This window comes from Rhizobium sp. TH2 (genome assembly GCF_024707525.1).
Taxonomy (GTDB): Bacteria; Pseudomonadota; Alphaproteobacteria; order Rhizobiales; family Rhizobiaceae; genus Rhizobium_E.
Genome location: NZ_CP062231.1, coordinates 5,519,549 through 5,543,338 on the forward strand (window position 1 = coordinate 5,519,549; position 23,790 = coordinate 5,543,338).

Annotated in this window: 24 protein-coding genes and 1 pseudogene; 15 read left to right on the forward strand and 10 right to left on the reverse strand. The window is 59.2% G+C overall.

What is annotated here, in order from left to right; genetic code table 11:
- The first annotated feature begins 11 nt into the window (after positions 1-11).
- Entirely contained in the window at positions 12-368 is a 357-nt protein-coding gene (locus IHQ71_RS27020) for a hypothetical protein (RefSeq protein ID WP_258159484.1), read from the forward strand.
- 7 nt (positions 369-375) lie between these two features.
- On the opposite strand, the gene IHQ71_RS27025 is transcribed toward IHQ71_RS27020, so the two are convergent.
- From IHQ71_RS27025 to IHQ71_RS27055, 7 genes are all read right to left on the reverse strand, one after another.
- Positions 376-639, reverse strand: a complete 264-nt coding sequence (locus IHQ71_RS27025; RefSeq protein WP_258159485.1) for a hypothetical protein — start codon at positions 637-639, stop codon at positions 376-378.
- 404 nt (positions 640-1,043) lie between these two features.
- On the reverse strand, positions 1,044-1,664 hold the full coding sequence (locus IHQ71_RS27030) for an alpha/beta hydrolase (RefSeq protein WP_258159486.1): 621 nt from the start codon (positions 1,662-1,664) through the stop codon (positions 1,044-1,046).
- Positions 1,665-2,597 carry a VOC family protein gene (locus tag IHQ71_RS27035; RefSeq protein WP_258159487.1) on the reverse strand — a complete coding sequence of 311 codons (933 nt, stop codon included), beginning with the start codon at positions 2,595-2,597 and terminating at the stop codon, positions 1,665-1,667.
- Positions 2,598-2,741: 144 nt separating this feature from the next.
- A complete protein-coding gene (locus tag IHQ71_RS27040) occupies positions 2,742-3,587 on the reverse strand; it encodes an NlpC/P60 family protein (protein WP_258159488.1) in 846 nt (281 codons plus the stop codon).
- Between the two features lie 7 nt (positions 3,588-3,594).
- The gene (locus tag IHQ71_RS27045) at positions 3,595-3,942 is read right to left on the reverse strand and encodes a helix-turn-helix domain-containing protein (RefSeq protein ID WP_258159489.1); all 348 of its coding nucleotides are present in this window, start codon (positions 3,940-3,942) and stop codon (positions 3,595-3,597) included.
- A gap of 218 nt (positions 3,943-4,160) precedes the next feature.
- Entirely contained in the window at positions 4,161-4,856 is a 696-nt protein-coding gene (locus tag IHQ71_RS27050; RefSeq protein WP_258159490.1) for a hypothetical protein, read from the reverse strand.
- Between the two features lie 108 nt (positions 4,857-4,964).
- Positions 4,965-6,362, reverse strand: coding sequence for a M17 family metallopeptidase (locus IHQ71_RS27055; protein ID WP_258159491.1), 1,398 nt, complete (start codon positions 6,360-6,362; stop codon positions 4,965-4,967).
- A gap of 180 nt (positions 6,363-6,542) precedes the next feature.
- On the opposite strand from IHQ71_RS27055, the gene IHQ71_RS27060 reads away from it, so the two are divergent.
- From IHQ71_RS27060 to IHQ71_RS27070, 3 genes are all read left to right on the forward strand, one after another.
- Positions 6,543-7,313: a tetratricopeptide repeat protein gene (locus IHQ71_RS27060; RefSeq protein WP_258162964.1), complete on the forward strand. Its 771-nt coding sequence runs from the start codon at positions 6,543-6,545 to the stop codon at positions 7,311-7,313.
- Positions 7,314-7,557: 244 nt separating this feature from the next.
- Positions 7,558-9,030, forward strand: a complete 1,473-nt coding sequence (gene arcD / locus IHQ71_RS27065) for an arginine-ornithine antiporter (protein ID WP_258159492.1) — start codon at positions 7,558-7,560, stop codon at positions 9,028-9,030.
- 119 nt (positions 9,031-9,149) lie between these two features.
- Positions 9,150-9,530 (forward strand): DUF2200 domain-containing protein, encoded by a 381-nt coding sequence (locus IHQ71_RS27070; protein ID WP_258159493.1) that lies wholly within the window; start codon positions 9,150-9,152, stop codon positions 9,528-9,530.
- Positions 9,531-9,569: 39 nt separating this feature from the next.
- Here the strand turns inward: IHQ71_RS27070 and IHQ71_RS27075 are convergent, their stop codons facing one another.
- Positions 9,570-10,862, reverse strand: a complete 1,293-nt coding sequence (locus tag IHQ71_RS27075; RefSeq protein WP_374989925.1) for a M24 family metallopeptidase — start codon at positions 10,860-10,862, stop codon at positions 9,570-9,572.
- Positions 10,863-11,033: 171 nt separating this feature from the next.
- Between IHQ71_RS27075 and IHQ71_RS27080 the strand changes: the two genes are divergently transcribed.
- The 6 genes and pseudogenes from IHQ71_RS27080 to IHQ71_RS27105 all read left to right on the forward strand — a co-directional run bounded on the left by IHQ71_RS27080 (position 11,034) and on the right by IHQ71_RS27105 (position 16,075).
- Positions 11,034-11,933 carry a LysR family transcriptional regulator gene (locus IHQ71_RS27080; RefSeq protein ID WP_258162966.1) on the forward strand — a complete coding sequence of 300 codons (900 nt, stop codon included), beginning with the start codon at positions 11,034-11,036 and terminating at the stop codon, positions 11,931-11,933.
- A pseudogene (locus IHQ71_RS27085) lies at positions 11,915-12,079 on the forward strand (DUF2200 family protein); the annotation flags it as partial. The gene IHQ71_RS27080 and the pseudogene IHQ71_RS27085, both read left to right, overlap by 19 nt.
- 241 nt (positions 12,080-12,320) lie before the next feature.
- Positions 12,321-14,042 carry a calcium-binding protein gene (locus tag IHQ71_RS27090; protein WP_258159494.1) on the forward strand — a complete coding sequence of 574 codons (1,722 nt, stop codon included), beginning with the start codon at positions 12,321-12,323 and terminating at the stop codon, positions 14,040-14,042.
- A gap of 155 nt (positions 14,043-14,197) precedes the next feature.
- Positions 14,198-14,716: a GNAT family N-acetyltransferase gene (locus IHQ71_RS27095; RefSeq protein WP_258159495.1), complete on the forward strand. Its 519-nt coding sequence runs from the start codon at positions 14,198-14,200 to the stop codon at positions 14,714-14,716.
- 139 nt (positions 14,717-14,855) lie between these two features.
- Positions 14,856-15,524 carry a L,D-transpeptidase gene (locus IHQ71_RS27100; protein ID WP_258159496.1) on the forward strand — a complete coding sequence of 223 codons (669 nt, stop codon included), beginning with the start codon at positions 14,856-14,858 and terminating at the stop codon, positions 15,522-15,524.
- Between the two features lie 14 nt (positions 15,525-15,538).
- Positions 15,539-16,075 carry an OmpA family protein gene (locus tag IHQ71_RS27105; RefSeq protein ID WP_258159497.1) on the forward strand — a complete coding sequence of 179 codons (537 nt, stop codon included), beginning with the start codon at positions 15,539-15,541 and terminating at the stop codon, positions 16,073-16,075.
- A 28-nt stretch (positions 16,076-16,103) separates the two neighbouring features.
- Here the strand turns inward: IHQ71_RS27105 and IHQ71_RS27110 are convergent, their stop codons facing one another.
- Entirely contained in the window at positions 16,104-16,475 is a 372-nt protein-coding gene (locus tag IHQ71_RS27110) for a cupin domain-containing protein (protein ID WP_258159498.1), read from the reverse strand.
- A gap of 166 nt (positions 16,476-16,641) precedes the next feature.
- Between IHQ71_RS27110 and IHQ71_RS27115 the strand changes: the two genes are divergently transcribed.
- The 5 genes from IHQ71_RS27115 (at position 16,642) to IHQ71_RS27135 (ending at position 22,707) form a co-directional block, all read left to right on the forward strand.
- On the forward strand, positions 16,642-17,934 hold the full coding sequence (locus IHQ71_RS27115; protein WP_258159499.1) for an FAD-dependent oxidoreductase: 1,293 nt from the start codon (positions 16,642-16,644) through the stop codon (positions 17,932-17,934).
- Between the two features lie 259 nt (positions 17,935-18,193).
- Positions 18,194-19,447, forward strand: coding sequence for a cyclopropane-fatty-acyl-phospholipid synthase family protein (locus tag IHQ71_RS27120; RefSeq protein WP_258159500.1), 1,254 nt, complete (start codon positions 18,194-18,196; stop codon positions 19,445-19,447).
- 297 nt (positions 19,448-19,744) lie between these two features.
- The gene (locus IHQ71_RS27125; protein ID WP_258159501.1) at positions 19,745-20,698 is read left to right on the forward strand and encodes a retron St85 family effector protein; all 954 of its coding nucleotides are present in this window, start codon (positions 19,745-19,747) and stop codon (positions 20,696-20,698) included.
- Positions 20,695-21,627 (forward strand): retron St85 family RNA-directed DNA polymerase, encoded by a 933-nt coding sequence (locus IHQ71_RS27130; RefSeq protein WP_258159502.1) that lies wholly within the window; start codon positions 20,695-20,697, stop codon positions 21,625-21,627. The genes IHQ71_RS27125 and IHQ71_RS27130 overlap by 4 nt, the downstream gene beginning before the upstream one ends.
- 537 nt (positions 21,628-22,164) lie before the next feature.
- Positions 22,165-22,707, forward strand: a complete 543-nt coding sequence (locus IHQ71_RS27135) for a hypothetical protein (RefSeq protein WP_258159503.1) — start codon at positions 22,165-22,167, stop codon at positions 22,705-22,707.
- A 150-nt stretch (positions 22,708-22,857) separates the two neighbouring features.
- On the opposite strand, the gene IHQ71_RS27140 is transcribed toward IHQ71_RS27135, so the two are convergent.
- On the reverse strand, positions 22,858-23,745 hold the full coding sequence (locus IHQ71_RS27140; protein WP_258159504.1) for a DMT family transporter: 888 nt from the start codon (positions 23,743-23,745) through the stop codon (positions 22,858-22,860).
- Positions 23,746-23,790 lie beyond the last annotated feature (45 nt).

A 23,790-nucleotide genomic window follows, 5' to 3' on the forward strand; every position in this document is an offset into this window, starting at 1 on the left:
GGAGCGGATTCATGCTCAACGTGAAAGTTTATAGCGGCAACCTGTTAATCGGCACCGCCGATCTTTTCGCAACAGACCCGCCGATGGGCGTTGCCGGCGGCAAGCTCTCGGTCACGTCAGATTATGGCAAGGTTCGCCTGGCAATCGATTCATTGAATAGCAATCCGCAACCGGATTGGTCGGCTCTGGACCTCAAGGCCCTCACCAATGACGGCAAAGAAGTGCATTCCGTGGGCGGCATCCTGATCAGCGATCTTGTCGATGTCTATATCGATGAGGCTCCGGATATCGACATCCTCGGCATTGCCGATGCCTACGAGCTTTGGTTCGGCACGGATCCAGCCTACCGCGCATATTACGGCACCTGAGTCCTGATTAGCCGCGCTTCCGCGCTCCCAATATCCAGCGCCAGATCGTCCCGCCGAGATATTTATTGAAGACGACGAAATAGGCGATGATCAGCAGGAAGCAGACGGCCGCCGGCACGCCTGTCAGGCTGAAGCCGGTCCCGGTCAGCCCGCCCGTTGCCCACGCGACGAGGAAACCCAGCACGAAGAAGGCGGTGATGAAGTCGAGGATCGCTGCCAGCACAAGGCGCCAGGTTGCCGGGCGTTGGGTCGTTTGCGGTGCGTCAGTCATATCGTCTCCTCCCGTTGGGCTGGAGAGTAGCCTCGAGCGCGAGCTGCGCACAAGATGCGTAGAGGATGGCGCCGTCAAATTTCCGACGGCAAGCGACCATTCTCAACGCAGAGATGCGTCCAGTTTGTTGTCCCTTGCCGTGAAACCTGAAAGCTGGGCTGTTCGCAATCAGATCGAGGAGGATTTGACGTGGCCTACAGAAAGAGAAAAGGCAAGGACACCTGGCATTGGTGCAGGAACTGCTCCAATTGGCCCACAACGGACTATGAGGAGAAGCCCTCAAAGCCTTCCGGGGGCGAACTTTGCAATGAATGCCTGGCGAAGGACAAAGCCGGCACTTGCACCAAGTAGTGTGTGCGGCAAGAGCCCCTCTTCCGTTGATACGGGAGAGGGCACTCCGGCAGTTACTTCAAAAACCGCTCCACCGCCTCGATCTCGTTACGGCGGATCTCATGGCCGCCATCGTGCCAGTCGAGTTCGACCTTCACTCCTTGCGCGGCGAGATAATCGGCCAGCGCCTGGGTCACACGCGCCGGTCCGATCGGATCGGTGCGGCCGGCGGTGATCAGCACATCGACGCCCTCGAGCGCCGGATTATCCTTCGCTGCGAACGGGATCAGCGGATGCATCAACACCGCCTTGTCGAACAGCCTGCCCTTCTCGATCAGCACATTGGCGAGGATATTGGCGCCGTTGGAGAAGCCCAGCCCGATCACCTCGGATGCCCCGTACTCCGCCTTGAGGGCCGATACGAAGCCGGCGAACTTTTCCGTTGCCCGTGCAAGATCGTCCATGTCATAGACGCCCTCGCCGGTGCGCTTGAAGAAGCGTGCCGCGCCATATTCGCTGACATCGCCGCGCGGCGAGATGATCGTCGCATCCGCTATCAGGTCGCTGCCGAATTCGAAGAACTGGTTCTCGTCGCCGCCCGTGCCGTGCAGCACGAAAAAGATCGGCTTGCCCTGTGCACCCGGCTTCACCCGATGCACGTAGCCATGCTCTCTCGAAAGTTCGATCGTTGCCATTTAAGCCTCCAGCGGCTGCAATGTCTGGGTCAGGATGGACCTGAGATGCTCGTGTTGTGTCGGTAGCTTCAGGCCCTCACCGAGATGTTTCGTATCCTCGTCGCGGTTGAAACCCGGCTCGTTGGTGGCGACTTCGAACAGCACGCCGCCCGGGGTCCGGAAATAGATCGCCCAGAAATAATCGCGGTCGATCACCGGTGTCACCTGATAGCCCGTATCCATCAGCGCCTTGCGCACTTCAAGCTGGGTCTCGCGGTTGTCGACCGCAAAGGCCACATGGTGCACGGAGCCCGCGCCCTGCAGGCCGCGATTGATATTGGGCATCGTTTCGAGGTCGATGAACTTCGCGTCGTTGCCGCCGGGCATGATCAGGCGGGTGACGCCGTCCTTGGCTTCGAACTGCTCATAGCCCATGAACTTCATCAGCTCGGCCGTCGCACCCTCGTCACGCAGCCGCATGGCCACCGAATGGAAACCTCGGATCGCATGATCGACGCTGACGCCGTTCTCGGTCCACGGATCGCGGCTATCGTCCTTCACCTCGACAAGTGCGAAACCGTCGCCATCGGGGCCGGCAAATTCCAGCCGCTTCTCGCCGAATGTCTCGTCGCGCTTGATGCCGGTGACGCCCTGCTTTGCAAGTCGCTCTTCCCAGAAGCCGAGCGAGCTCTGGGGCACCGAGAACACGGTCGTGCCGACCTCACCCGTGCCCGGCCGTCCACGGCCGATATTGGGGAAGGGAAAATAGGTCATCACGGTGCCCGGCGTGCCCACCTCATCGCCATAATAGAGATGATAGACATCCGGCGCATCGAAATTGACGGTCTTCTTCACGCGGCGCAGGCCGAGCGTATGGGTGAAGAACTGGTTGTTCGTCCTTGCATCCGCAGCCATCGACGTGACGTGATGCAGGCCCTTGATCTGGTTCAACATGGGTTTCTTCTTTCTCCGGCCCGTGCCGGTACTGATTGGATGACGCTTATATGCGCCTCCCCGGGCGGTTCGGATATACCTCGCCGCGAGCACGGATTGTCTTCAAATATTGAACGATAAATAGAAAATTATATGGCGAATGGTTTACGATGGCCGACGGCAAAGCAAGGGCAACCCATACATCGGCTCAATGCGCTTGATCGCATCGGCCAGGCTTTCATGGGAGACATCCATGGTGAAACCGCTCGAATGGATCATCATTCCGGCATCGACCATGATCGCGACATGCCCCTTCCAGAACACGAGGTCGCCGCGCTTGAGTTCGTTCCGGCCGATCTCGGTCCCGATCGAGGCGCGCTGCATGTCCGTATCGCGGAGCACTGCTTTGCCCGTCATCATCATCGACAGTTGCACCAGACCCGAGCAATCGAGCCCGAAGCCCGAGCGCCCGCCCCAGAGATAGGGTGAGGCGAGAAAGCGTGTCGCCACCGACACATAGTCGTCCGAGATGGGCATATCGACTTCGGCCACATGCTTGGCGATCACCGCGCCGCCGTCGACCAGCAGATATCGCGTGCCGCGCGTCTCGGCCTCGCCGGTCACGGTGATCCGGCTGCCCATCGAAAGCGCTGTGGCCGTCGGCCGCTTCATGTCAGGCTCGGAATAGACGAACGTGCGGGGCGCCGTCACCCAATGGGTGGGCTCGGCACCGGGTCCACCAAGTGCTGTCTCCTCGACATAGCCGACATAGTCATCGACGCCCGATTTCACCCAGGCCCAGCCGTTGGCGCGGTCGAGCACGCTCACCGGTTCGCCGAACAAAAGCTCCGTATCCATGCCGGATGTCGTGCTTGGCTGCGGTCGCATCGCCGTCGTGGATGCGATCAAGCGGGCAGGCCTACCCTCGACAAAGCGCAGGGCCTCCACCTGACCCTCAAGCCTCTTCTCGGCAAGGTCGGTGCGAAAAGCGTTCAGGCGGCGATCGAGCATGTTGTCCTCAAGTGAGCTGTCGGCCCCGGTCGATGATCAGGTCCCCGAATTTCTCAAGATAAAGCGCACCGGTCAATGTTCTTTTAATGATCACATTGCGGCGGTCGCGGTCGTCGCGCACGCGATCGACAATGCCCATCTCGCCCATCGTGTTGAGTGCCCGCGTGATCACCGGCTTGGTCACGCCAAGCGTCGCCGCCAGCCCCCGCACCGTGTGCGGCGGCGGCACGAGATAGATATGCAGCAGGATCGCCACCTGCCGCATGGTCAGGTCGACATCTCCCGCCTTCACCTGTTCCAGCGAAACCTGGTGCCAGAGGCCGAGCGCCTGCGAGGCGGTAAGTTCGACGGGCAACGGCCGGCTCCGGAAAAATCGTTTCGAGACCGTTCCATTTTCCGCGAAAGGCCCGGCGAGGGCAAGCGCTTCCGGCGAGGAGGGTTAATCGACAAAGATGATGCGATGAAGCTGCGGACGGGGAATTTCGAGCTTTAGTCGAGGGGCAAGACCTCACCCATCCTATATGCAACTGGGGGCGTCGCCTCGGCCATGTAGTGCGATGCACAATCAGTGGCTCAAAGGGAGTAGTCGGCTTCGTCGAAATGCCTCAACTTGACATTGAGGAGCGTGACCCTGCCGCCTTCCTCGAATGTAATCACGACATTGTCGCCTGACTTGGTGATCTCGAATGGATCGTCCCTTTGTATGTAAAGGTGATCCTGGAGCACCCCACCTCCATTGGCATCGAAATCGGTGATGACATCCCTGGCTGACTTGTCGCGGATGAAGAACTCGTCGAACCCCAAGCCGCCTGTGAGCTTGTCATTGCCTTCGCCGCCCATGATGTCATCGGCGCCCTTACCACCATTCACGATATCGTTGCCGTTGAAGCTCTGTAGAATATCCGGCAGCGCGGTGCCGACCACAACGTCGTCGTTTCTAAGAGAATATTTGAACATGCCGGCAAAGTCTTCACCATTTGAACCGGAGATCACCTTCCATTGAAAGGCGTCGATCCTTGCATCGCTTTCGATCAGGTAGGGATTGTTGTTCGCGTCGAGATAGCTGAATTTCGTGATCGTTCCGCCTGTCGGATCGTTGGACTGGAATGTCAGGTTCGTGCCTACGATTCTTATCTTATCTCCGGTTAGCCAATCGATGAAGATCGCCGACTTGGCGGTTGCACCGGCTTGAAGGACTAGACGCTCCACGGCGTAATGTTGGTAGATACCCTCATCGCCCAAACCCTCAATGAACTTTACGTTGGCCATGACACACTCCCGAGCTCCGTGCGCGGGTAAGTATAGCATCATTTACAGCGATTTCATTATCACCGATCCACACGGGTGGGGGTGGTGCGCGGTCTCTTCGAACCGCGTCTACCCCCGCGCACTCTTATTCTCCAGCATATGGAAAATCGCCCTTATCGCCTGCGCTTCGCCGCCCACCGGCGCATGCGGCCGCTCGGATGGCGTCCAGCCGAAAATGTCGAAATGCGCCCAGCTCTCGGTCTTCTTCACGAAGCGCTTGAGGAAGAGCGCGGCCGTGATCGCGCCGGCCATGCCGCCCGAGGGTGCGTTGGTCAGGTCGGCGATCTTGGCGTTGACGTCCTTCTCGTAGCCCTTGTGGAGCGGCAGGCGCCACATCGGATCGTCCACTTCCAGGCTCGCATCGGTCAGTTGGCCGGCGAGATTCTCGTCGTCGGTGAAGAATGGCGGCAGGTCCGGCCCGAGTGCTACCCTTGCAGCCCCGGTCAGCGTCGCCATGTCGATCATCAGATCGGGTTCGTCCTCGTCGGCCAGCGCCAGGGCATCGGCCAGGATCAGCCGCCCCTCGGCATCGGTATTGTCGATCTGCACGGTGAGACCTGCACGGCTCCGGTAGATGTCGCCAGGGCGGAACGCGTTGCCGGAAATCGAGTTCTCGACCACGGGCACCAGCACGGTCAGGTCGATCTTGAGCTTGGCGTCCATGATCATCAGCGCCAGGCCCATGACATTGGCCGCACCACCCATGTCCTTCTTCATCAGCAGCATCGAGGCGGAAGGCTTGATGTCGAGCCCGCCGGTGTCGAAGCACACGCCCTTGCCCACCAGCGTCACCTTGCGATGGCCCTTCTTGCCCCAGCGCAGCTTGAGCAGCCGCGGCGCCTGTTCGGACGCGCGGCCGACGGCGTGGATCAGCGGAAAGTTCTGCTGCAGCAGGTCGTCGCCGCGCACCACGGAAACATCGGCCTTGTAATGCGCCGCAAGCTCGCGGAACGCGGCCTCCATCGCATCCGGCCCCATGTCGTTGGTCGGCACGTTGATCAGGTCGCGGGCAAGGAACACGCCGGCCAGCAGCCGCTTGATGCGCGCCGCATCGGCATCGGCTGGTAGCATCAGCGTCGGCTGTTCGCCGCCATCGGCCTTGTATTTGTCGAACCGGTAGCTGCCCAGCCCGAAGCCCAGCAGCAGCCGGTTGGCGGTCAGCGGCGCGGTCTCGATATGCCAGTCGCCTGCCGGCAGCAGCCTCGCCAGCCTGCCGGTGATGTAGGGCGTATCCGACGGGTTCTTGCCGAGCCCGAACAGCGCGCCGCCGAGAAGTCCGGTGTCGGATGGCACCAGCAGCAGCGAACCCGCGTCACCCTTCCAGCCTGCCTTCTTGGCCCATTCCAGCGCCACCGGATCGACCATTTCGGTCTCGATATGGGCCGGCGTCACGGCAAAAACCGGCAGCGTCTTGCCACCCTTGGTGTTGAAGGGGGAGGCACGCTCGATGAACTGATAGGGGGCCATGGCAAGTCCTTGGAAGGGCGCGTTGGGAAGGGCGCGTTAACGCTCTGTTAGGGTTAACAGATTATTGCTTGAGCGAGGATTGCGGCAGCATTTGCATCGGATTTGCCAGCCGCGCCAGATTTCGCAAGGGGTTCGGCGATGACATATCATACGGGGCGGAAAGCGCCATTCAGGCAGGCGATGGTCGGGCTGGGCATCCTGGCGCTGGCGCTCACCGCCTCCTGCTCGACCAACCGTGGCGATACGACCGGCTCGATCCCGAATTCACACAAACCCGTCGACCAGATGAGCGCGGCGGAGATCGCCGGCGCCACCCGCAGCATCGGCGCTGCCTATGCCAAGAACCCGAAGGACCGCAATACCGGCCTGCAATACGCGTCGCTGCTGCGCATGTCCGGCAAGAACGACCAGGCGCTCGCCGTGATGCGGCAGGTCGCCATTCTCTTCCCCAAGGATCGTGAAGTGCTCGCCGCCTATGGCAAGGCACTGGCAAGCGCCGGCGATCTCGAACAGGCACTCGGCACGATCAGCCGCGCCCAGACCCCGGATCGCCCGGACTGGAAGCTGAAATCCGCCGAAGGCGCCATTCTCGACCAGCTCGGCCGCTCCGATGCCGCGCGTCAGGCCTATCGCGATGCACTCGACATCAAGCCGAACGAACCGAGCGTGCTTTCCAACCTCGGCATGTCCTACCTGCTGACCCGGGACCTCAAGACCGCCGAGACCTATTTGCGCTCGGCTATCTCCCAGCCCGGCGCCGACAGCCGCGTGCGCCAGAACCTCGCGCTGGTGGTCGGCCTGCAGGGCCGCTTCCAGGAAGCCGAGAACATCGCCCGCCAGGAACTGACCGCCGAACAGGCGGATGCCAACATGACCTATCTCAAGGCCATGCTGGCGCAGGAAAACTCCTGGAAGAAGCTCGCGGCGAACGAGGATGGCAATACGAATTGATTGGTAGGGGGTGAGGGAGATCCGCCCCAACACTACGATTCGACGAGCTTCCATCTTTCGCGAATAGGTGGAGTGATTGACGCCTCTCACGCTGGTTGATACTTCTGGTTGGAGGGATTGTCTCCAGACGCGTGCTGCGACGCAGTCTGGCCCGCCAGCATATTTGGCCGCGAAATTCACACTTGGACAGCGCATCGTATGACGTCCGGATTGGCTTTCATAAAGGGTCAGGGGAGAAGCGCGTATGGTAGCCGGCAACGAGAGCATTCCCGCCACGGCGGTACAGTCCGACAAGCTCACGCTCGTACCCCTGATCGCCCTGGTCGTCGGCCCGATGGTCGGCAGCGGCATCTTCAACCTGCCTTCGGATATGTCGCGCCACGCTTCGCCAGGTGCGATCATCATCGGTTGGGTGATCACCGGTATCGGAATGCTGATGCTAGCCTTCGTCTACCAGTCCCTGGCGGTACGAAAGCCGGAACTCAATTCGGGCCCCTATGCCTATGCCAGGGCCGGGTTCGGCTCATATGTCGGCTTCACCAGCGCCTGGGGCTACTGGCTCAGCGCCTCGCTTGCCAATGTCGCATTCGTGGTGGCGATCTTCTCGGCGCTTTCCTTTTTCATCCCGGCCTTCGGCAACGGCAACAACCTGCTGTCGATCGTCGGCGCGTCGATCTGCCTGGTGCTGGTACGGCTGCTGATCCTGCGGGGCGTCAAGCAGGCGGCACTGATCAATGTCGTCACCACGGTCGCCAAGCTGATACCGCTCCTGCTGTTCGTGCTGATCGCGATCGTCGCCTTCAACTGGGACAAGTTCACCTTCAATTTCTGGGGCCAGCCCAATGATGCGGGAGGCGCCGGGCTCGGCAGCGTCATGGACCAGGTCAAGAGCACGATGCTGGTTACGCTCTGGGTGTTCATCGGCATCGAAGGCGCCAGCGTCTGCTCGGCGCGAGCCGCCAAGCGTTCCGATGTCGGTCTCGCCACCGTCATCGGCTTCCTGGGCGCGCTCGTGCTCTATGTGCTGGTATCGCTGCTGTCGGCGGGTTTGCTGAGCCAGCCCGAGCTTGCCGGTCTCGGCGTTCCCTCCATGGCCGGCGTCCTCGAGCCGTTGATCGGCCACTGGGGGGCGGCGGTGATCAATATCGGCCTGCTGATCTCGGTGGGTGGCGCGTTTCTTTCCTGGACGGTGATCTGCGCGGAAATCCCGTTCATCTGTGGCAAGGAGGGGACCTTTCCAAGCTGGTTCGGCCGGGAGAATGCCAGCGGCGCGCCGGCCAACGCATTGCTGGCAACCAACATTCTCGTCCAGATATTCGTGATCATCAGCTATTTCTCGCTAAGCGCCTACCAGTTCTTCGCCTTCATTTCGTCGGTTGCCATCCTGCCGCCATACGTCCTGTCGGGGGCCTATGCGCTGAAACTCGCGCTCAAGGGCGAAACCTACGGAACTGATGGAGCGGGCCGCAATCGTGACGCGGTCGTGGGCCTGCTGGCCACGATCTATGGCCTCTGGCTGATCTATGCCGCGGGCCTCGACTATCTGCTCTTGTGCACGATACTTTTCGTCCCCGGCATCCTTGTCTATGCGATGGCAAGGCGGGAGCGCGGCGAAAAGACATTTGCCGGCGCCGAAGTGGTGCTGGCCGCGATCATTGTCGTGCTCGCATTACTCGCGGCGTGGCTGCTCTATACCGGCGAGATCGGCAGGGCCTGAGGCAAGATCGTGGGATTCTCAGGTTGGTGTGCGCACGAACTCGGCCGCTTGATCCATTTGTCTCAGTCTTGATCTCCGCTATTCTGGGCGGAAACATGCCTGGAACGATCGGAGGACCAATGACGAAGCATCGCATCTATTCAATAAGCCTCGCTAGCGTTTATCCTCATTATATCGCGAAGGCGGAGAAGAAGGGGCGCACCAAGGTGGAGGTCGATGAAATCATCTGCTGGCTCACGGGGCACAGCTCGGCGAGCCTGGGCGACCGACTGGCGGACAAGACGACTTTGGAGGATTTCTTCACGCAGGCGCCCCGCATGAACCCCTCGCGATCATCGATTACAGGCGTGATCTGCGGCATCCGCGTGGAAGAAATCGAGGAGCCCGTCATGCGGGAAATCCGCTATCTGGACAAACTGATCGACGAACTCGCGAAAGGCAAGGCCATGAGCAAGATCCTCCGCAACTCGCCGTCCAATAGCGATAACAGCACGAATTGATTGGTTAGGTAGAAGCCGTCAGCTCGGGTGCGCATTGTTTCAGACATTCTCCCACGGGAAGCTGTCCATGCGCTCTGCTCCGGTCGCGGTAATCACGACCTGCGTTTCCAGTTTGATGCTCTCCGACCCCTTCTCGGCGATCAGGCTTTCGACGGTTACGACCATGTTCTCCTCGAAGACGCCGGGATAGTTGTTGTGGAAGTCGGGATGGAGGAGCACCAGCGGCCATTCATCGACCATGCCGACGCCGTGGATCGCGCCGGAATAGCGGTAGGGCAGATATTTCTGCGGAATGCGCCAGGAGCGCTCGTTGAACTCGCGGAATTCCAGTCCGGCGCGAAGCAGGGACAGGTTATGGTTGATCTGGTCGAGCGACGCTGAATAGAGTTCGCGCTGTTTCGGCGTCATGCGGACATGCCCGCAGGTCCAGGAGCGCGACAGGTCGGCACAATAGCCATAGGGACCTATCAGATCGGTATCGAAAGCAATCATGTCACCGCGCTTGATCACATAGTCCGAACATTCCTGGAACCACGGATTCGTTCTTGCCCCCGCCGTGACGAGCTTCGTTTCTAGCCACTCGCCGCCGGATCGGGCGTTCTCGTAGTGCAGTTCCGCCCATATCTCGCGCTCCGTCCGGCCCGGCTCCGACGCCTCGTACATCCGTGCCATGCCGGCTTCGCAGACCCGCACCGTCCATCGCATCAACGTCAGCTCTTCGGCACTCTTGATGTACCGCGCCTTCTCGGCAATGGCCTGGCCGTCGGCGATCTCGTAGCCGCGCCCTTTCAGAACCTCGACACCAAGGGGATCGAGCCTGTCCACCGCCAGGCGCCGGCCGGCCCGGTGGGTTTTCAGGATATCATCGATTTCGTCCGCCCACGCCGCGACGCGTTCGGGAACACGGGTTCCATCGGTGAAATACATCCAGCTCTTGGCGCGCCTCACCTCGTCAACGGCAGGCAGTCCATCATTGAGATGTTCGCACTTGCCGAACTCGAAGATGATGCCCGGGCCATCGGCGACGATCAACGCATAGCGTGCCGGATTGTGCAGCGACCAGACCATCATGTTCACGCTGTCAAAGGCGTAGCGGATGTTGACGGGGTCATAGAGCAGGAGCGCGTCGCAGTCGTGCTCCGAAAGTTTTTGTCGGAGCCTGGTCATGCGATGGGCCCGCGCCGCCTCGACCACCGAGAATGGAATGGGACTCTTGAGGGGGCGATCGGCACCATCAGGGTTGAAGTAGACATTCTTCCGATCGTCCTTGAAGACGTCGTTTCCGATGGCTTCGCTGACCAGCGGTGAGCTCAATTCATTCATGTTCTGCATCAATATTTCCTCGCAAACCCGCAGCCCACGGATCGACCCAATGGCTGTAATCATGAACAGTATGAATGCGGGTTAGTCTGATCGGATTTAGGTTCGAATTCCGTCAGAATGAGTGGGCAGGCATCAAAATTCCAATTGATTATTCCTGCCTTTTCCATGAAACATTTTCATATGGGTTATCTCGACCGCCGCCATTATCAGCTGCTGATCGCAGTCAGCCGTCATCGGCAGCTGACCCGTGCCGCCGACGAACTCGGATTGACCCAGCCTGCGGCCAGTCACCAGTTACGGGAGGCGGAACGACGGCTGGGCGTCACGCTGTTCAAGCGCAACGGCCGATCGATGGAGTTGACACCAGCCGCCGAACGCTTGCTGATGGCGGGCCTCTATGCCGAAGACACGTTGAGGAAGGCCGAACTGGACGCGGTCAAGATGGACCATAATGCGCGACCGATCTTGCGGGTGGCGCTTGGCAACTATGACAATGTGAACTGGCTTGCCGCAGCGCTTAAGGCGGTCGGGACTATCAGTCCCGATGCTCGTATAGAGCTTCTCCGCGTCTCAAATCTCGAATTGCGAAACGCGTTGGTCACGGGCAGGGCAGATTGCTTCATCGCCCCGCATGACGATCATTTCAACGATCTCAAGAGTGCGACGCTTTTTGAAGACGAACTCGTGGCGATTTTTCCACCCGGCACTCCGAACTCAAACGGGGCGGTTAGTGCCGTTGACTTCGACGGCTGGCGATATATTGCCTTTCAAGCGCATCCCAGCCCCGGCTTCGAATACGAGCGCTTCTTCCAGCGCGGGGAATTCATCCCTCGTGATGTCTTCCAGGTGGAAACCAGTAGCGGAATTGTCAGTCTTGTCGCGGCCGGCCTCGGGGCGTCGATCATGCCATCTTGGTGCATAGACACCGAACATCGCGCTGGTTTGGTTTCCACAGGGTGCCTTGCCCCTGAACCGCTCCATGTCAAATGGGAACTGCATACCGACGTGACGCCGACGAATGGCAAGCGCGAAATGCTCGACGCGATGATCCTCGCTCTGAGGCAACTGCGCCCCGCATGAACCCCTCCCGATCGTTGATTGCAGGCGTGATCCGCAGCATCCGCGTGGAAGAAATCGAGGAGCCCGTCATGCGGGAAATCCGCTATCTGGACAAACTGATCGACGAACTCGCGAAAGGCAAGGCGATGAGCAAGATTCTCCGTTGATAAACCTCAGGTTGATCTTCCAAAAAATTGCAAGTATTTCACACCCAATAGAGGAGGTGTTTGTTTGTCGGCGTTGGTCCTTTTAGGTGGAAAAAATCAATATATACATCGGAGCGCAGCAGTATCTGCGGTCAAATCTTCGACCTAGATAAGCAAAATTCGATTTAAAAGTACAGAACAGCCCTCTCGTGCTATGTTGGACCTCCGCAACCTTGCGGTCATGCAATGGAGGTAATGTGTCATGACGACTACGCCGACATTCTGGAGCAATGAAGTAACGATCACGTCCGATCCTCTCGCTTTCGGCATACGTGTCACGGCGCTCTCCAACGGAACATTTGTCGTTACCTGGGAAGATGGTTCCGACCTCTTCGGCCGGCAGTTAAGCGAGCTCGGGTCGTTTACCGGGGGCAATTTTCTCAGCCTGGTCAACTCGCAGGTCAAGCCGCTGGGCACACCGATCGCGACGCAGCAAACCAATGGAGCGGTCGTGATCAACTACGACCTCCAGTTCGACGACGCCCCATTAGACCACGATATTTACTGGCATCAGACAAACGCCGACTTCTCGCCCAATGGCTCGTCATTTGGGAGCATCAATTCAGGCTTTAGCGAAGTGCTGCTCGATAGTGCGGCGCGCGATAGCGGCGGAGGGTCTCTCCTTTACAACTATACCGGGCCCGGTGACGTTACGAACATGGTTCTGCGTTTCACGGATATTATCGGCAATCCTGCAAGCAACGCGATTTTCATCGACCCGGATGCATCACGAGGGGAACAAAACGGGGCGCTAGCTGGATTGCATACCGGCTTCATGGCCCTGGCTTACGAGAGTGTATTGCTAAGCGGTGGCTTCCCGCGCGACGTCAGATTAAAAGTCTATACACCCGCCGAAGCCCTTGTCGGGGACGTCGTCGTAAGCGCTGCCAACGTTGGCGCAGGCTTCCCGGATGTGGTCGAGACCGACTTGGGGACCACCATTGTCGCATGGCAGCAAAATGATGGAATTTCGTTCCGACGCTACATCGGCAACGCTGTCGCCATCGATGCAAATCCTGTTCATATCGCGGGTAGCGATGGCGGCTTCTTGCCAAAGATCGCGGCTTTAAAGGACGGCGGTTTTATGATCGCCTGGACGGATTTCAATGGCAACGAGAGTGATGGCTCGCCTGACCTCGACATTTTCGTTCAGCGGTTCTCACAGGATGGTGTCGAAATCGGCTCCAGAATTCACCTCGACAAGCCTGGAGATCAGGGATTTGGCAACATGAGCATTGACACGCTGGCTGACGGCCGCGTGGTTCTTACCTATGGGAGCGAAACCGGTGACGCCACAAACCTGACTACGCTCAACTATCAGATTTTCGATCCGCGGGAATACAAGATCTTCGGCACGACCGGCAATGACAACTACGTCGCGGGTACCGATGGCTCCGCTATTCTGGGTCTTGAGGGCGATGACCGTCTGACCGGACTGGACGGCAAGGACAAGTTGGTTGGCGGTATCGACAACGACACCTTGTTCGGCTCCGGAGGCAACGACCATCTGGTGGGCGGTCTCGGCGACGACACGCTGAAAGGCGGCGCCGGCAAGGATGTCCTGCGCGGCGGAATCGGATTGGACGTCCTCACTGGCGGCGGCGCAGCTGATGTATTCCTTTTCACGAATGTCGCGGAATCGACGTTCAATGTGCTTGGCCACGACGTGATCAACGACTTCAAGAAAAAGCAAGGTGATTACATCGACCTCCAGGGCGTCGATGCGAATGCAAACAAATCTGGCAATCAAGAGTTTGACTTTATCGGCTCAAGCAACTTTCACGGAAAGGCCGGGGAATTGCGCGTTATCCACGTCGGAGGCGATACGTATGTTCACGCCGATGTTAACGGAGACAAGGTGGCCGATTTTGAAATTCTCGTCGTCGGCGACATCGCTTTGACCGGAAGTAGCTTCGCGCTTTGAGAACCGACTTTGGGCAGGTCGGCAACGTATGCCGACCTGCCTGCCTCGAGATGAGCGAAGCGGTGGGAGGAGCGCCGAAGGGATGATCTTGGCGCTAACGGGCGATATCGAGCGGGGCTTTTGCAACACGGAATTCGTAAATTGGGGGCAGCGAGATGGAACAGAACTCGGAGATCGGCCCGGCGAGGCCTGACGACTTCACCGCTATTCGAGCCTTGTGCAACGATTTCCTCGACTGGTGTCGCGCGCGCTACGGCGAAACCGCCTGGTTCGTTGATCGTTACTACACACCAGCACAATGGGCCGCGCTGCTGGACAGCCTGCCGAGAATTCATTCGGCGCCGGATGGAGCGATCCTTGTTGCCCGCGTGGACGGAAAGGTGGTCGGCTGCGTCATGATGCAGCGGATCGATGAACACGTCTGTGAGATGAAGCGGATGTTCATCAGCCCTGAGGGCCGTGGCCTTAGGCTGGGCCGCCGTCTCGCCGAGAACATCATACGCGTGGCTGCTGAGCAGGGATACACGACGATGCGGCTCGATACCGGCCGCAACCACGATGAGGCGTTAAGCCTCTACCGCTCCCTCGGGTTCCAGGAGATCGCACCTTACTACGAAGCCCCGCCTGAACTGCACAACCATCTCATCTTCATGGAAGCCCCTCTGACGAGGTAGCTTCGTCGGAACGCCACGGACATCCCGAACAGACCTGCAATCAGCGCCATACCCAATGGTGCCGAGCAGTTTTCTGTTGTGGCAAACGAAAAATCTGATTTACTGAAATCTCGCTCTTTGGCTTCAGGGGAGATGGCCGATGGTGTTGACGCGCAGGGAAACTTTGATTGGTGGTTTGGCGCTCCTTGGAAGTGCTGCCATCGAAAGTCCGGCATTCGCCGCGGCGTCCGATTTCGCCGGCACCGCCGTCGATAATGGCGTGACGTTCCGGACGACCAATTTCGCCAGGATCGACAAGAAGTGGCGCCGCCAGGTCGTCAAATATTTCTCGAGCGAGCCCGTCGGCACGGTTGTCGTCGATACCAGGCATCATTTTCTCTACCTGATCATGGAGAACAAGACGGCCATCCGCTACGGCGTAGGCGTCGGCAAGGATGGCTTCAAATGGTATGGCCGAGCCACGATCGACGCCAAGACGCTTTGGCCGAAGTGGACGCCGCCGGCCGAGATGCGCAAGCGCCATCCCGAACTGCCCGAATCCGTCGATGGCGGCTCCTCGAAAAACCCGCTCGGCCCCCGCGCCATGTACCTGCATAACGGCGGCGTCGACACCGGCTACCGCTTCCATGGCACCATCGTGCCATCGAGCATCGGCAAGGATGCGTCGAGCGGCTGCATCCGGATGTTCAACGAGGACGCCATCGACCTCTACCAGCGTTGCCCCATCGGCACCGCCGTGCAGGTCCTGCCGCATATTGCCGACCAGGCCCCGCCAGGCGATCAGGCCAGCCAGACAGTGGTCGAATGAGGAATAGTATCCAGATGTCGGCAACAGCAGAGTACATGAAGCGCCTTGTGGCCGCGGCCGCGCTGGTCGCGCTCGCCGCCTGTTCCACCACCGAAGTCGCCTCCGTGGAGGAACCTCCGGCGGTGCCGATGACGGGCCAGACCAACGACCCCGCTCCCGGCTTCGAGACGGTGTCGGCCGGCAGCCAGGAGGATTTCATCCTCAATGTCGGCCGCCGGATTTACTTCCCCCAGGATTCCGCCGCACTCGATTCCGTTGCCAGGGCGACGCTCGACAGCCAGGCCGCCTGGCTCAACCGAAACCCGAAATGGCTGCTCAAGCTGCAGGGGTTCTCCGACGATTCCGGCTCCGCGTCCAAGATGAAGACCCTGTCGCAGAAGCGCGCCGATGCCGCGATGGCCTATCTCGCCTCGAAAGGCGTCGACCCGAGCCGCATGTGGGCCAAGGGTTACGGCAACGACCGCGAAGTCCGCGATTGCAACGATCGCTCGTGCAAGGTGCAGAACCGGCGTGTCGTCTCCAACCTGCGTACCAAGCCTGAGGAGAGCTGAACGCCGGCTTACCTTCTGAGAGGCGTCCTCAGATCCACACGTCGTTCCGCGCCGTCAGCTCGCTTTCGAACTCGCCGGTATTCTTCACCCCGCGCGGTTCGATCAGCATCATCTTCACCTCGCGTTCGGCATAGGGCTTGTGCTCCTGGCCCTTCGGCACCACGAACATCTCGCCCGGCCCGACCGTGACCGCCCCATCGCGAAAGTCGATCCTCAGCACGCCGTCGATCACGATGAAGGTCTCGTCGGTATCGGCATGTTGGTGCCACACGAAATCGCCCTCGATCCGCACGATCTTGAACTGGTAGTCGTTCATCTCGGCCACCACGCGCGGCTGCCACTGGTCGGAAAACAGCGCGAATTTTTGCGTCAGCCGGATCGGCTCGTAGGTCTTGGTCATCATCAATCTCCCTGGATTTTCGCGCCAGCCTAACAGTTCCGGCGGCAAGCGTATTGAACGATCGTGCCATCGGTGCGATGGCTCGGGCAGGGCCGTCATCGATAGGATGGGCTTGCGCGAAATCTTGTTTTCTGATTGAACATTCATTCAGAATGAGGAATGTCCAATGCCCGCAGCGACCACCGCCAATCCCTCCCGCCACGACGTGATCGTCATCGGCGCCGGCTTCTCCGGCCTCAGCGCCGCGACCGAGCTCATGGCCATCGGCCTCGACGTGATCCTCCTTGAAGCCCGCGACCGGGTTGGCGGCCGGGTCGAATCGAAACTGCTCGCCGATGGCGCCCGCATCGATACCGGTGGCCAGTTCCTCTGCCGCGACATGGTGGAGCTCAATGCACTCGCCCGCGCCCACGGCAAGGCGGTCAGCTGGGCCTATAGCGAGGGCGACGAGGTGTTCCAGCCGCCGATCCCGCCGGCGCGCGGCTATGAAATCTGGGAGGGCGTCGAGGCGCTGCGCGAACATATCATCCGCCTCGACCCCAAAGATCCCGCGCTGGCGGGCCTCACCGTCAGCCAGTGGATCGCCCGCCAGGCCGGTCTCGACCCGGATGTCGCGGCTGCCTTCCTCCGCCTCGTCGAGGGCCTGTGGTGCCGATCGCCCGACGAGGTCTCCTTCACCTGGCTCGCCTCGACGGACACCCGCATCACCAATGAATATTCCGAGATGGAATCCTTCTTGGGCAGCACCATGCACGCGCTGGCCGAGGATGTCGCGGCCACCCTCGGCGCCCGCCTGCACCTCTCGAGCCCCGTCACAAGCATCGCGCACGGCCCCGATGGCGCCACCGTTTACACGGGCGACACAACGTATGAAGCCCGCCGCGTCATCATCTCCGTGCCGCCGGTCATGGCGAGCCGCATCACCTACGATCCGCCGCTGCCCGCGACCATAACCGACGCCTTCGCCGCCTGGGGCACCGGCCATGTGATCAAGCTCTTCATCCGCTATGCCACCCCGTTCTGGCGCGCCCGCGGCCTCTCCGGCACCGTCATGTGGAGCGCGCCCCAAGGCCTCTATGCCTGCGACGCCAGCCGCGAGGGCGTCTCCGGTCTGGTGATGTTCATCGGCGGCAGCTTCGCCAAGTCGTGGCGCGGCCGCCCCGAGGCGGAACTGAAAACCTTCATCCGCACCCAGCTCGTCACCGCCTTGGGCGAGGAGGCCGGCAACATCACCGAACTCTCCATCCGCGACTGGACCGACGACACCTGGTCCGGTGGTGCCTATTCCGACAATGTCATCGATCCCAATGCGGCCGACCCGGAAGCCCCGCTCCGCCTGGGCACCGGCCCCCTCCGCTTCGCCTCGTCGGAACTCTCGCCCAGCTACCCCGGCTATATCGAAGGCGCGATTGTCATGGGCAGATTTGCGGCGCGCGAGGCGGTACAAGACTTGGCGTGAACTACCGAGGCCGCTGGCTCCCGCTTCTCCCCTTGGGGAGAAGATGCCCGAAGGGCAGATGAGGGGTGCGCGAAGCGCGGACCGCGAGGGAACCCCTCATCGCCTCGCTTTGCTCGGCACTTCTCCCCAAGGGGAGAAGCGGACGCCGCGTGTGTATGAAACGTACTGTCCCATCCCCGGCACGATAACCCCTTGCCCCTACATCCGATTTCTCTAAAGTCCGTGTCATCCTAGAGCCCGGGACGAGCAAGGAGACCGCATGCCATCCACCACATCCACGATGATGAAAAAGATCGTCCGCAAAGGCTCGCTCCGCCTCACGCTCCCCTCGGGCGCGTCCCACACATTCGGCGATGGCTCGGAGGATACCATCGCCATCCGCGTCACCGATGACGAGGCCGATCGCGCCATCGCCACCGATCCGGCTTTAAAACTCGGCGAGATGTATATGGAAGGCCGGCTGATCCTCGAGGAAGGCAATATCTTCGATTTCCTGTCGCTGCTCGCCCGCAATGGCATCCGCAAGGCCGCCACGCCGCGCATGGTGGCGCAGGGGCTCGCCCGCATCCTCGCCTTCCAGGCCTCGTCCCGCCTGCCGATCAATCGCAACCTCAGGAATGTCTCGCACCATTACGATCTCTCGGCCAAGCTGTTCGATCTCTTCCTCGACGAGGACTGGCAATATTCCTGCGCCTATTTCGAGCCGCGCGAGATCAGCCTCGATGAGGCTCAGCTCGCCAAGAAGCGCCACATCGCCGCCAAGCTCCAGCTCCAGCCGGGCAATCGCGTGCTGGAGATCGGCTCGGGCTGGGGCGGGCTCGGCATGTATCTCGCCGAATCCTCCGGCGTCGATGTCACCGGCATCACGCTGTCGGAGGAGCAGCTGAAGGTTTCCCGCACCCGCGCGCAAAAGCGCGGGCTGGCGGAAAAAGTCCGCTTCGAGCTCACCGATTACCGCGATCTCAAGGGCCAGTACGATCGCATCGTCTCGGTCGGCATGTTCGAGCATGTCGGCGTCGGCAATTTCCGCAATTTCTTCCGCAAGATCTCCCAGGTGCTGGATAAGCACGGCGTCATGGTCCTGCATTCCATCGGCCGCACGAAGCCGAACTACGCCACCAATCCCTTCATTGAGAAATACATCTTCCCCGGCGGCTACATCCCCTCGCTCGCCGAAGTCCTGCCGGCGGTGGAAAAGGCCGGCCTGCTGGTCAAGGATATCGAGATCCTGCCCATGCACTATGCCTGGACGCTGCGCGCCTGGCGCGATCGCTTCGTGGCCAATCGCGACCAGGCCGTCGCCCTCTACGACGAAAACTTCTTCCGCATGTGGGAATTCTACCTCGCCGCCTCAGAAGTCGCCTTCCGCCACGACCGCCTGTTCATCTTCCAGATCCAGCTCGCAAGGCACCAGGACATGGTGCCGTTTGATCGGAATTATATAGCGCGGCGGGAGGCGGAGCTCAGGGAGTTCGAGGCGGGGAGACGGGGGTTGGAGAGGGTGGAGTTTTGAGGAAGAGAGAGCGTCGCCCCTGCCTTACGTACAGCAGAACGTGCAGCGGCATCTTAAGCGGTTGATACTCCTCCAATATGCTTGACATTACTTTCGACGTATGGTGTGTAAACTACACTCTTTACGCGTTTAGAGTCAGCGGTAATCCGTTGCATCACGTCGGGCGGTAAGCCAGACGGTCTAAAATTGTGGAGATTTGACGGCAGGAAGCTAGCTCGGGATTCACCTCTCGCTGCGCTCGCCTACGGCCGGTGAATCCCGAGCTAGCTTCCTGCCTTTCGGGGGTAAAGAGTATTATTGTCAACGCCACTGTCGCTAATAAATTTCTTTCGCGAGCTAGACTTTGAGGCGGTGACAGTTCGTCGCCCGGCGAACATTGTGTTTTTCTGTGGCGGTCGCTTCAGTGATGTAGGCGAGGAAACGCGCACCTTGCGGCACTACTTGCTTCGCGAGCGAAATATCGGGGCGCGCCTATCCGCAAGAGTGGTATTGGCAGAAACCGCCAATCAACTGTATCGTGATTCTGAATACCGAGATTTGATCACTTTTGAAGAAGACATTGCTACCGTAGCTTGTCTGGTGCTGATTATAGTGGAGAGCGCTGGTTCTCTTGCTGAGCTAGGAGCATTTGCGACCTCAGATATTATTCGGCCGTCCACAGCAATTATCATAAAATCGGACTTCGAAAATAGTGAATCTTTTGTCAGATTTGGGCCAGTCCAAAAACTTTTGCTTGAAACCGGAGATCGAGTGGCTTTCTATCCTTGGAAATGCAGAAAAGATGAAACTATTATCAAGAGTTCAGTTAAAAACCACGTCCAGGCTATTACCTCTTTTATCAATGCTCAACTGAGGGCAAAGCCAAACTCCTTTCTATGCAAAACGGCTCCTTCCTTTAAGATTTTTGCTGTTTTATTTTGGGTAATACATCTATCGAAGGCGATATCAATTTCGGAAATCGAGACATATCTGAATGATATGGGAGAGCCGATTGACAGGAAAAATCTCAAAAATAAGCTATATTGTTTGAAAGTCGTTGGATGGATTGATAAATACTCATACGGGAATAAGGAGTATTGGCACCCGCTGGTGGATGCAGATCCTATCTCAAGGTATGTATACGTAAAAGCAGCGAAAGAGAGAAACACTGCGCGCAGAAAGCTTGAGGTGTTGGCGGACATCCGCAAGGATTTGAAGACCAGAACTCATGTTGCGAAATATGTTAATCAGCATATGGAGCGACCGAAATGAGTCTCCTGGATGATTTGGTCTTTCACACTGGGCTTAGTTACGATGAGCTGATCCAAATCGTAGTTACGGCACCGAAGCGGTATAAGGTGTATTCCATCCCCAAAAAGTCAGGTGGCGAACGTATAATCGCGCACCCAGCTAGAGAGATTAAGGCCCTACAATGGGTTTTAATGGATTCGTTGTTGCGGACCCTGCCAGTGCACGAGGCTGCGTCCGCGTACAAAAAAGGTGCCAGCATAAAGAAGAATGCTGAAGCACATATCAATGCAAAAGTGATTCTCAAATTGGATTTCAGAAATTTTTTTAATAGTATCCGGCCGGTAGACTGGAGAAATTATGTAAAGAACAATAATATTTCGCTATCAACAAGTGATGTCGAGATTTGCACTAGAATACTATTTTGGGGTGCGGGAACTTCGAGCCCGATATGTCTTTCGGTGGGAGCGCCATCGTCTCCAATTCTTACTAACATATTGTTGTACCGGTTAGACGATCTGATCGACGAATTGTGTAAGAAACTAGATGTTGTTTATACGAGGTATGCAGATGACATCACTTGCTCAGCTGACGACATAAATGCGATTGTGATCGCAGAAAAGGGTATATCTAGGATACTATCAAATCTATCGTCGCCAAAATTAAGGCTCAACAAAGATAAGAGAGGTCTATTTACTAGAGGCAATAGAATGTCAGTCACTGGTATAATAATTACTCCAGAAGAAAAGCTATCTCTAGGTCGCGATAGAAAGCGAATGATCTCCTCAATGTTGCATAAATTTTCTATAAATTGCTTGGGACGTGATGATATTCTAAAGCTGCGTGGCTATATAGCTTTCGCTCGGGATTGCGAACCTGAGTTCGTCGATCGGCTCGACAAGAAATACGGAGCGGAAGTCCGCATCGCATTGCTGTCATTTGGTAGCAAATAAGATTTGCGCTGGATTTTCGTATCTCAGCACGAGCCATTAGATAGATTGTAGGAAAAAATTCCTCACCCATCTTCCCAAACCCCCAACTCCATGCCATAATCCCTCCCGTTCCGCATCGGCTACACCTTGAGGCGTCAGGGCGAGGCGGGACCGGTGACCGGTGTGGAGAAGCGACGTAAGTCTCCATGCAGGGCGTCCGCGAGAAGGGCCAGTCCTCTGGGGACGGCAGCCGAAAGGCTGAGTTTCGCCCCGGACGTGCGCTGTAGCGCACACATTATCGTTCTCCAGTCCCGAAAGGATGGAGATACGGGGGCAGTGCTGGCGAGTTCGGGGATGGAGACACCGCATAACGGGGCACGGCGACGTGTCTTAACGGCCGCGAAAGCGGTCATATAATCCGGCACGGAGACGTGCCCCGGCCGATCTCCTTTGTCCAGACGAAGGGATCGAGAGCCAGAATGCATCACACCACGGACGAAACCCGCCGCGTGAACGCAATCCCATGTCTGACACCCTCCAAAGCCCGAAAGGAGCCTCATGTCCACCTCGTCCTGGTCCCTCACCCCTCGCGAACATGACCGCCTCGCGCGCCGCACCGCTGAAATGCTGGCGCTGCCGGAAATGGTCTGCGACAAGCGCCTGTGCCGGCGCACCCACGTCTGCGAATTCTTCGACAACAAGAGCGGCAAGCGCTGGTGTCTTCGCCGCCTCGACCCCGAAGCGCGCGCCGCCTGGGATGAACTCCATGCCATCGTCATCAAGATCGCCGATCTCGTTCATCTCAGGGAGCCCGCGCGCGACCCGCGCCGCCGCGAACTCGAGGAGGCCGCCATCGAAATCGTCAGCGCCGTCCCGCTGCACGACCCCGTATGCCACCTGTTCAGACTCTGGCTCAAGGCCTATCGCGCCGCCGCATCGGAGGAAACTGATGGCCGCAACCCCCATCGCCCGACACTTCCGGCTCCCGCCGCGCCGGAAATCCGCGCCGACGACGAGGTGCTGAATCTCAGGGAGAGCGAGAGCGGCCAGTTCGTGGTGCCGGATCATGCGGATCTGGATGATTGGAGGAACTACAAATGAAGGGGCAAAACGCTTGCTCCCGCTTCTCCCCTTGGGGAGAAGGTGGTCCGAAGGACCGGATGAGGGGTTGCGCGAAGCGCGATTGCGAGCAGATGGGAACCCCTCATCTGCCCTGCGGGCATCTTCTCCCCAAGGGGAGAAGAGGGAGGCCTACGCCACCACCGTCAACCGTCTCCGCCGCTCGTCCAGCATCACGATCACCAGCCCGCTGGCGATCACCAGTACGATGCCGACCACCGCCCACGCATTGGGAAACTCCCCGAACACGACCAGCCCCGAAATCACCGCCCAGACCGAGAACGTGTAGTAGAACGGCGCCACCACCCCGGTCGGCCCGGTGCGATAGGCCATGAAGATGAAGAAATGCCCGAAGATCAGGAAGAAGCCGGCGCCGGCGAGCAGCGCCAGATGCGACGCCTCGGGCATGACGGTGGTCTCGAGCGAGAAATGCGCAATCACCGCGCCGATCAGCACCACGACCACCGCCGAGATCGCCACGATCATCCCGGGCACCTCGGCACCCACTCGTCGTCCGGCGACGTCGCGCGCCGCGCCGAACACGGCGTTGGCAATGGCGAGCAGCGCGAAGATCGAGATTCCTTCCATCGTCGGCTGCGCCACCATGATAGCGCCGGCAAAGCCAAGCCCGATCAGCGCCATCCTGATCCCGCCGATCCGCTCCCGGAACAGGATCGAAGCGCCGAGTAGAACCAGCAGTGGCGTGAGCTGCCCCAGCGCCGAAGAATCGGCGATCGGCATGTTCGCGAGCGCCACCACATATGCCAGGATCGCCGCCGTCTCCAACAGGTTGCGGGTCAGCACCCGCCCCTCGAACATGAGCGGCAACTGGCGTCCGTATCCGAGCGCGAACAGCATGGGAAAGCCGAGCGCCGCCGCCCACAACCCGCGCAGCATCAGCACTTCATAAGGCGGCAAGCCCGCTGTCGCGAGCTTCATCAGCGTGTCGTTGACGACGTAGGATCCGGTCGCGATGACCATGAAAAGCGGGCCACGAATGGCGGAGGGAATGGCATTCATGCCGGCACCAGATCAGAGTTATCAAGCGCCGGCAATCCTCATCCC

Bases quoted from the DNA above. Each gene is read 5' to 3' on its own strand.
- IHQ71_RS27020 (WP_258159484.1), top strand. From the start codon at position 12: ATGCTCAACGTGAAAGTTTATAGCGGCAACCTGTTAATCGGCACCGCC.
- IHQ71_RS27025 (WP_258159485.1), bottom strand. From the start codon at position 639: ATGACTGACGCACCGCAAACGACCCAACGCCCGGCAACCTGGCGCCTT.
- IHQ71_RS27030 (WP_258159486.1), bottom strand. From the start codon at position 1,664: ATGGCAACGATCGAACTTTCGAGAGAGCATGGCTACGTGCATCGGGTG.
- IHQ71_RS27035 (WP_258159487.1), bottom strand. From the start codon at position 2,597: ATGTTGAACCAGATCAAGGGCCTGCATCACGTCACGTCGATGGCTGCG.
- IHQ71_RS27040 (WP_258159488.1), bottom strand. From the start codon at position 3,587: ATGCTCGATCGCCGCCTGAACGCTTTTCGCACCGACCTTGCCGAGAAG.
- IHQ71_RS27050 (WP_258159490.1), bottom strand. From the start codon at position 4,856: ATGGCCAACGTAAAGTTCATTGAGGGTTTGGGCGATGAGGGTATCTAC.
- IHQ71_RS27055 (WP_258159491.1), bottom strand. From the start codon at position 6,362: ATGGCCCCCTATCAGTTCATCGAGCGTGCCTCCCCCTTCAACACCAAG.
- IHQ71_RS27060 (WP_258162964.1), top strand. From the start codon at position 6,543: ATGGTCGGGCTGGGCATCCTGGCGCTGGCGCTCACCGCCTCCTGCTCG.
- arcD (WP_258159492.1), top strand. From the start codon at position 7,558: ATGGTAGCCGGCAACGAGAGCATTCCCGCCACGGCGGTACAGTCCGAC.
- IHQ71_RS27070 (WP_258159493.1), top strand. From the start codon at position 9,150: ATGACGAAGCATCGCATCTATTCAATAAGCCTCGCTAGCGTTTATCCT.
- IHQ71_RS27075 (WP_374989925.1), bottom strand. From the start codon at position 10,862: ATGCAGAACATGAATGAATTGAGCTCACCGCTGGTCAGCGAAGCCATC.
- IHQ71_RS27080 (WP_258162966.1), top strand. From the start codon at position 11,034: ATGGGTTATCTCGACCGCCGCCATTATCAGCTGCTGATCGCAGTCAGC.
- IHQ71_RS27090 (WP_258159494.1), top strand. From the start codon at position 12,321: ATGACGACTACGCCGACATTCTGGAGCAATGAAGTAACGATCACGTCC.
- IHQ71_RS27095 (WP_258159495.1), top strand. From the start codon at position 14,198: ATGGAACAGAACTCGGAGATCGGCCCGGCGAGGCCTGACGACTTCACC.
- IHQ71_RS27100 (WP_258159496.1), top strand. From the start codon at position 14,856: ATGGTGTTGACGCGCAGGGAAACTTTGATTGGTGGTTTGGCGCTCCTT.
- IHQ71_RS27105 (WP_258159497.1), top strand. From the start codon at position 15,539: ATGTCGGCAACAGCAGAGTACATGAAGCGCCTTGTGGCCGCGGCCGCG.
- IHQ71_RS27110 (WP_258159498.1), bottom strand. From the start codon at position 16,475: ATGACCAAGACCTACGAGCCGATCCGGCTGACGCAAAAATTCGCGCTG.
- IHQ71_RS27115 (WP_258159499.1), top strand. From the start codon at position 16,642: ATGCCCGCAGCGACCACCGCCAATCCCTCCCGCCACGACGTGATCGTC.
- IHQ71_RS27120 (WP_258159500.1), top strand. From the start codon at position 18,194: ATGCCATCCACCACATCCACGATGATGAAAAAGATCGTCCGCAAAGGC.
- IHQ71_RS27130 (WP_258159502.1), top strand. From the start codon at position 20,695: ATGAGTCTCCTGGATGATTTGGTCTTTCACACTGGGCTTAGTTACGAT.
- IHQ71_RS27135 (WP_258159503.1), top strand. From the start codon at position 22,165: ATGTCCACCTCGTCCTGGTCCCTCACCCCTCGCGAACATGACCGCCTC.
- IHQ71_RS27140 (WP_258159504.1), bottom strand. From the start codon at position 23,745: ATGAATGCCATTCCCTCCGCCATTCGTGGCCCGCTTTTCATGGTCATC.